The sequence below is a fragment of the Streptomyces sp. NPDC058157 genome (assembly GCF_042884105.1).
Lineage (GTDB): Bacteria > Actinomycetota > Actinomycetes > Streptomycetales > Streptomycetaceae > Streptomyces.
In genome coordinates this window covers 1-6739 of record NZ_JBHVUQ010000299.1, presented here as the reverse complement: position 1 = coordinate 6739, position 6739 = coordinate 1, and the positions used below count along the sequence as shown (strand labels likewise).

Sequence of the window (6739 nt, the reverse complement as noted above, 5' to 3'; positions counted from 1 at the left end):
GGTCCTGCGGGTCGAGCAGGTCGTGGCTCCAGTCGAGGACGGCCCGCACCGACCGGTGCCGGCCGTCGGCGCGGGGGCCTCCGGCGAGGATCCGGAGCTGGTCGGAGAGGCCGGCCGTCAGACCGTCCAGGCCGAGTGTGGGCCAGCGCGCGGCGGCCAGTTCGATGGCCAGTGCCATCCCGTCGAGCCGTTCGCACAGGGCCGCGATCCGGTCGTGTTCCGCCGGGGCAGGGGCCCCGCCGACGGCGGCCGCCCGTTCCAGGAACAGCGCGACCGCCTCCGACCCTCCGCCGCCGACCCGCGACAGCGGAGGGACGGGGAAGACCCATTCGAAGGGCACCAGCAGCCGGGCCCTGCTGGTCGCCAGTACCCGTATCCCCGGGCAGGCCACCAGGAGGCGTTCCAGGAAGGGCGCCACCCCCTCGCGGACCTGCTCGCAGTTGTCCAGCACCACCAGGGCCTGACGGTCGGCGAGCGCGGCCGTCAGCGCCTCGTCGATGTCGCGGCCGGGCTGCTCGCCCACGCCCATGGCCGCGGCGACCGCCGCGCCCACCCGCTGCGGGTCGGTGACCGGGACGAGGTCGACGAAGCACACCCCGTCGGGGAACTCCCCGGCCACCTGGGCGGCCACCGTGAGCGCGAGTCGCGTCTTGCCCACCCCGCCCAGTCCGACGGCGGTCACCAGCCGACGCTCCGTCACCGCCGTTGCCAGTGCGGCGCGTTCGCGCGACCGGCCGACGAACGCGGTCAGCGGCGCCGGCAGCGCGGGTGCCGTGCGCGGCCGGGCGGCAGGCGCCGGAGCGGGCGCCCGCCGGGACAGGGCCCGCCGGTCGGGCACCTCCAACTTCCGCAGCAGGGAGGAGACATGGGACTCGACCGTCCGCACGGAGATGAACAGCCGGGCGGCTATCTCGGCGTTGCTCAGGTGCTCCCCGAGCAGAGCGAGCACGTCGGCTTCCCGGGCGGAGATCACTGGAGTGGACACCGAGCCATTATCCGTAGTGCTCTCCGTGGTCAGTACGGAGGCGGCCCGTACCCCGGCCGGGGGAAGCTGTGGTCACAGGGAACGGGCCCGGCGAACCGCCGGGGGGACCGGGACCCGCGACGACAGGAGTGACCACCGTGACCGGCTCCACCACGCAGGGGATCAGGACCGTGCTCCATCCCGTGTCCGACCTCGCCCAGGCCAAGGCGGTGTACGCCGCGCTGCTCGGTGTCGCCCCGCAGACCGACGGGCCCCACTACGTCGGCTTCGACACCGCCGGCCAGCACATCGGACTCCTCCCGGGCGGCGGACCGCAGGGTCTGACCTCGCCGGTGTCCTACTGGCACGTCCCCGACATCGAGGCCAAGGTCGCCGAGGTGACCGCCGCGGGCGCCACCGTCAAGGAGCCCGCGCGCGACGTCGGCGGCGGTCGCCTGGTGGCCACCCTCATCGACCCCGACGGCAACCTCATCGGGCTGGTGCAGGACCGATGAGCACCCCGCCCGACCCGCCCCGCCCGCCCCGCCCGCCCCGCTCCCGCGCACAGCGCCGGCACGACACCGAGCAGCGGCTCTCGCACGACGTGGACGTCTGGGTGGCCAGCGCCTCGCCGGACGGATCCCCGCACCTGGTGCCCCTGTCCTTCGACTGGGACGGTGAGGCGCTCTGGGCGGCGACCCCGGCGAGCAGTCCGACCGGCCGGAACCTCGCCGCCACCGGGTCCGCCCGGCTCGCCCTCGGGCACACCCGGGACCTCGCCCTGATCGAGGGCGACGTCGAAGTCCTCGGCCTCGACGCGCTGCCCCCGCACCTGGGCGACCGGTTCGCCGCCCGCACGGGCTTCGACCCGCGCACCCTGACCGGCCCCTACCGCTGGTTCCGCATCACTCCCCGCCGCGTCCAGGCCTGGCGGGAGGAGAACGAGCTGGCCGGCCGCGAGCTGATGCGCGACGGCCGCTGGCTGGCCTGACGCCCCCTCACCCTCCGTCCACCCCACCGAACACTCGAAGGAGAACCACCATGACCACCCCCGACACCACCACCCAGCAGGGCTTCACGGCCGAGGAGCGGGCCGCGATGAAGGACCACGCGAGGGACCTCAAGAAGGCCGCCACGCGCCGCGGTTCGAAGGCGGACAAGGCGGCGCAGGAGGCACAGGACGTCCTGTCGAAGATCGCCGAGATGGGGGACGCGGACCGGGCCATGGCCGAACGCGTCCACGCGGTCGTCACCGCCACCGCGCCGGTCCTCGCGCCGAAGCTCTGGTACGGGATGCCGGCCTACGCCCTGGACGGCAGGATCGTCTGCTTCTTCCAGTGCGCCGAGAAGTTCAAGGCCCGTTACGCGACGCTCGGGTTCAGCGACCAGGCGAGACTGGACGACGGAGCGATGTGGGCGGCGGGCTTCGCCCTGACCGAGGTGACGCCCGAGGTGGAGGAGCGGATCGCCGCCCTGGTGCGCAAGGCGGTGGGCTGAGGCGGCCACGGCGGCGGGCCGGCGACCGGCCGGCCCGCCGCGGACCCGGCCGACGGCCTCCGCGGCCGAACGTGAGGTCGGAATCCGGCCAGCACGCGCGGGCTTCGCCGCGCAATCTGGGCACATGACGACGACAACACCGACCTCCTTCCGGCCGGCGGCCATCGCTCCGCACGTTCTGCGGGAGCTCCGCGACCACGACGACGCAGGCGTCGTCCCCCGTCCCTACGCCCTCGACCCGGCCGGCGCACCCTTGCGCTGCTGCCTGCGCCGCAGTCGTGCCGACGAGCGGATCTCGCTGGTGTCGTACGCTCCGCTGCGCAGGTGGGCGGCGGAGGCGGGCGCCGAGCCGGGAGCCTATGACGAGACGGGGCCGGTCTTCCTGCACACCGGCCCGTGCGAGGGACCGGACCCCTCCGCCGGGCATCCGTTCGCGGAGACCGGCGCGTTGCGCGCGTTCCGCCGCTACACCGGCGAGGGCCACATCGCGGGTGGGGGGATCGTCCGGCTGCCCGACGACGCCGGGCGGGCGCAGGAGGCCGTGGACGAGGCCCTGCGCGCGGCCTTCGCCTCCCCGGAGGTCGCGCTCGTGCACGTACGGGCGGTGGAGTACGGCTGCTTCCTCTACGAGGTGCGCCGGCCCTGACCGGACTCGGCCTCCGTGCGGGCGCCCGCTTGCCGGGCCGTGTCGGCGATGGTGTGGAGTGCCGCCAGGTGGCGGGTGAGGGCCTGGCGGCCCATCGGTGTGAGCGACAGCCAGGTGCGGGGGCGCTTGCCGACGTAGCCCTTGCGCACTTTGAGGTAGCCCGCGGTTTCCAGGGCGGAGGTGATCCGGCTGACGCTGGCGTCGGAGATCTGGCTGTAGTCGCGGACGGCGGCGAACTCCGCCTCGGCGCATCCGGCCAGGAAGGCCATGATGACGAGCCGGGTGGGATGGTGGATCGTTTCGTCCAGCGTGGGGGGTGTCTGCTCGCTCACCGGGTCCGTCCCGACTGGGACGCGGCGGCGGCTGCGTTCTGTTGTGCGGTCAGGAGCCACAGGGTGATTCCGCCCGTGACGGCCGAGGCGATCGCGCCTCCTGCCTGCCCGAAGGGGACGGCCGCGATCCATCCGACGCCGTATCCCCCGACGGGGACCAGCTGCGTCAGCGTCCGGGACCGCAGACCGCCCCGCGGGGGCCACACCACCACACCGGCTCGCCCGACCGCGACGACGTGGACGGCGAGGAAGGCGACAGCTGCCAGGAAGCCTCCCGCCGCCCATGCCGGTGAACGCCGTGAACAGGATCCCCCTCACCGGTCCGAACCAGCCCGGCGTGGCAAAAGCAACTTTGACACCGGCGTCGGGGAGCAGAGGCGGATCGGGGTCCACGTAAGCTCGCGGGCGCGGACCGAGTGGGAGGGGTAGGGGCGGATGTGGTGGAAGCGGCGTCGAGGCGGGAGTCCGGTGGGGGCTTCGGCGGCGGGGCGGTGGGCGGCGGCGTGGGACGAGCCCGGCCGGCTGACGGTGGAGGAGCGGGTCCGGGCCGTGGTCGAGGCGATCACCGACGGCACCACCGCACGGCCCGAGCAGCTGCGGGGCCTGTCGGCCGAGGCCGTCCTGGCTGTGGAGCGTGATCAGCAGGCTCCGGTGGCGGACGCCTACCGGGCGTTCCTTCGCCTGATCGGCGGTGGCGCAGGCCGCTTCATGCAGGGGGAGGACGTCTACCACCCCCGCGTCCTCGGCCTCGGGACGGCGGCCCGCGAGCTTCTCGAGGAGAACGGATCGCCCTTCCGGTTCGAGGCGACCGACCGCGTCTTCGCCATGCACCAGGGCTACCAGTTCGCGTTCATGCGGGGCACAGGACCCGATCCCGAGGTCTGGTCGTACTCCGAAGGCGGGCACTCGGAGCTGCCCCTCCCCGCTTACGCGTCCTTCACCGACTGGCTCCGCGCGACCGCCGAGGCGGAGATCCCCTGCTGGAAGCACCACGCCGAGACGGTTCGCGAGGTGGTCAACGCCGACGGCAGCGTCACGTGGCACTGGTAGCCGGGGCGCGGGGCGCGGTCGTCAGCGGTGGCCCAGTACGTTGACCACCCGGCCGTTGGGGTCGCGGACGAAGAAGCGGCGTACCCCCCACTCCTCGTCCTGCAGCGGGTGGACGATCTCCGCACCGCTCTCGCGCACGGCCGCGTAGACCGCGTCCACGTCGTCCACTTCGACGCTCATGTCGGGGGTGACGGGTGCGGTCCTGTCCCCGGCCATGAAGCTGATCTGCGCCGTCGGGCTGGACGGGGAGGCGAGCGTCATGATCCAGCCGTGGTTCATGACCTCCTCGAAGCCGAGCAGGCCGTAGAACTCCCGGCTCTCCCGTACGGCCTCCGACCGGACATGGGGTACGACGCGGCGGACGGACATCGGCGGCTCCCGGGTGGGTGACGGGTCAGGCCAGGCCCGCCGTGATGGCGCGGCGGACGGCGTCCGCGCGGTCGCGGATGCCGGCCTTGGCGAACAGGTTGTTGATGTGCGTCTTGACCGTGGCCTCGCTGATGAACAGCCGCTCGGCGATGCCCCGGTTGGGCAGGCCCTCGCCGATCAGCGCGAGAACCTCGCGCTCGCGCGGGGTGAGGTCCTCGGGCAGCGGACGTTCCGGTGCGGGCGCGTGGGTCCTGGCGGTGGCGAGGAGGCGGCCTTGGACCTCGCGGTCGAGTACGGACTGGCCTGCGGCCGCGGCCCGGATCGCGCGGGTGATGTCCTGGCGTCCGGCGTTCTTGGTCAGGTAGCCGCGGGCTCCCGCACCCAGCGCGCCCAGGATCGAGTCGTCGTCGGCGAAGGTGGTCAGGACCACCACCGCGACCTCCGGGTACTCCCCGGCCAGCCGGCGGGTCGTCTCGATCCCGTCCATGACGGGCATCCTCAGGTCCATCAGCACCACGTCCACCGGGCCGGCGGCGACGGCCGCCAGCACCTCGGTGCCGTTCGCCGCGGCCGCGACGACCTCGATGCCCTCGGCCAGGCCGAGGACCGCGGCGAGGGGCTCACGGACGGCGGCCTGGTCGTCGGCGACGACCACCTTCAACTGCTGCTCCTGCGCCACGGGTCCGCTCATCGCGGGATCACTGCCTCCACTTGCCAGCCGCCCTGGAGCGGGCCTTCGGTGACCGGGCCCGCGGTCAGCGTTCCCCCCAGCAAGGCTACGCGTTCGCGCATGCCGATCAGTCCCATCCCGCTGCCCGCGCCCGGGACCGCGGGGCGGGTGGCGGGGAGGTTGCGGATCCTCAGCGCGGTCGACGCCCGGGCGAACTCCAGCTCCATGGAGACGGCTCCCCCGGGAGCGTGCCGGGCCGCGTTGGTCAGGGCCTCCTGGGCGATCCGCAGCAGGTTCTGGACCGTCTGGGCGGGCACCTCGTACACGGTCCCGGTGACGGTGAGGGCCTCCCGGTGGCCCGATGAGGCGAGCATCGAGGCCAGGGTCTCCCGTAGCGGCAGCGCGTCCTCGCGCAGGGCGTGCACGGTCCACTGCGCCTGCTTCAGGCTCTCCTTGACGAGGCTGTGGGCCTTGGCGTGGGCCTCCCGGACCTTCTCCAGGTCCCCGGTGTCGATCAGCGCGTCCGCCAGCTCCAGCTGCATGTTGATCCCGGCGAGGGAATGCGCCAGGACGTCGTGGACGTCCCGGGCGATCCGGCCCCGTTCGGTCAGCACGGCGGTGCGCGCCTCGGCGCGGGCGGCGCGTTCGGCGGACTCCGCCGCGTCGATCGCCGCCCGTACCGCCTGCCGCTGGCTGCGGTTGACGATGCCGACCAGGACCGGGGCGCCGGCGGTGAGGCCGAGCACCCAGGGCAGCGCCTCGTGCCCCGGGCCCAGGCGGAAGTACAGCACGGCGCCGCAGAGCAGGCTGCAGAACCCCGCCAGGGCGAGGGCCTGCCTGGTCTCCAGCCGGTATCCGATGTGCCCGGCGAGGAAGAAGGCGAAGAGGTAGCCCGTTCCGCTGGTGCTGAGGCCGATCAGGGCGGCCGCCGCGACGACCCCGAGCGTCAGCCAGACGACGGCGACGCGCGGCGGGACCTTGTGTTCGGGCAGCCGGCGGGCCAGCAGCGCGGCGGAGTTGACCACGAACAGGGCGGCCACCGCCAGGCCCCGGCCGCTCGGCCCCATGGGCCGGATCGTCAGGAGTCCCACGGCGACGACCGCGAGGGAGACCGCCCACTGCACGCGCACGTCGTGCCCCGGGAAGGGGCGCGCGCCCGCACCCCGGCCGGTGTCGTCGCCGGGGTGCGGGGGGCTCTGGTCTGCGGGCAC

The 6739-nt window shown here is 74.0% G+C and carries 10 protein-coding genes; 5 read left to right on the top strand and 5 right to left on the bottom strand.

Going from position 1 to position 6739, the window contains the following annotated elements; genetic code table 11:
* Window positions 1–985 (bottom strand): ATP-binding protein (locus tag ACFVXK_RS36225; RefSeq protein ID WP_389620882.1); only part of this gene is annotated, 985 nt, incomplete at its 3' end.
* 137 nt (window positions 986–1122) lie between these two features.
* On the opposite strand from ACFVXK_RS36225, the gene ACFVXK_RS36220 reads away from it, so the two are divergent.
* From ACFVXK_RS36220 to ACFVXK_RS36205, 4 genes are all read left to right on the top strand, one after another.
* Complete coding sequence (locus ACFVXK_RS36220) at window positions 1123–1479, top strand: VOC family protein (RefSeq protein ID WP_389620879.1); 357 nt, start codon at window positions 1123–1125, stop codon at window positions 1477–1479.
* Complete coding sequence (locus tag ACFVXK_RS36215; RefSeq protein ID WP_389620876.1) at window positions 1476–1955, top strand: pyridoxamine 5'-phosphate oxidase family protein; 480 nt, start codon at window positions 1476–1478, stop codon at window positions 1953–1955. The genes ACFVXK_RS36220 and ACFVXK_RS36215 overlap by 4 nt, the downstream gene beginning before the upstream one ends.
* A gap of 50 nt (window positions 1956–2005) precedes the next feature.
* Complete coding sequence (locus ACFVXK_RS36210) at window positions 2006–2461, top strand: iron chaperone (protein WP_389620873.1); 456 nt, start codon at window positions 2006–2008, stop codon at window positions 2459–2461.
* A gap of 124 nt (window positions 2462–2585) precedes the next feature.
* A complete protein-coding gene (locus tag ACFVXK_RS36205) occupies window positions 2586–3107 on the top strand; it encodes a DUF1203 domain-containing protein (protein WP_389620870.1) in 522 nt (173 codons plus the stop codon).
* Here the strand turns inward: ACFVXK_RS36205 and ACFVXK_RS36200 are convergent.
* Window positions 3086–3439: a transcriptional regulator gene (locus ACFVXK_RS36200; RefSeq protein WP_389620868.1), complete on the bottom strand. Its 354-nt coding sequence runs from the start codon at window positions 3437–3439 to the stop codon at window positions 3086–3088. The genes ACFVXK_RS36205 and ACFVXK_RS36200 overlap by 22 nt on opposite strands.
* A 468-nt stretch (window positions 3440–3907) precedes the next feature.
* Here ACFVXK_RS36200 and ACFVXK_RS36195 point away from each other — a divergent pair, with 468 nt between their 5' ends.
* A complete protein-coding gene (locus ACFVXK_RS36195; RefSeq protein WP_389620865.1) occupies window positions 3908–4489 on the top strand; it encodes an SMI1/KNR4 family protein in 582 nt (193 codons plus the stop codon).
* A 21-nt stretch (window positions 4490–4510) separates the two neighbouring features.
* Here ACFVXK_RS36195 and ACFVXK_RS36190 read toward each other — a convergent pair whose 3' ends face one another.
* Genes ACFVXK_RS36190 through ACFVXK_RS36180 form a run of 3 tightly spaced genes read right to left on the bottom strand, consistent with a single transcriptional unit; the run spans window position 4511 to window position 6739 of the window.
* Window positions 4511–4858: a VOC family protein gene (locus ACFVXK_RS36190; RefSeq protein ID WP_389620862.1), complete on the bottom strand. Its 348-nt coding sequence runs from the start codon at window positions 4856–4858 to the stop codon at window positions 4511–4513.
* A gap of 25 nt (window positions 4859–4883) precedes the next feature.
* Window positions 4884–5549, bottom strand: coding sequence for a response regulator (locus ACFVXK_RS36185; protein ID WP_389620859.1), 666 nt, complete (start codon window positions 5547–5549; stop codon window positions 4884–4886).
* Entirely contained in the window at window positions 5546–6739 is a 1194-nt protein-coding gene (locus tag ACFVXK_RS36180; protein ID WP_389620856.1) for a sensor histidine kinase, read from the bottom strand. The genes ACFVXK_RS36185 and ACFVXK_RS36180 overlap by 4 nt, the downstream gene beginning before the upstream one ends.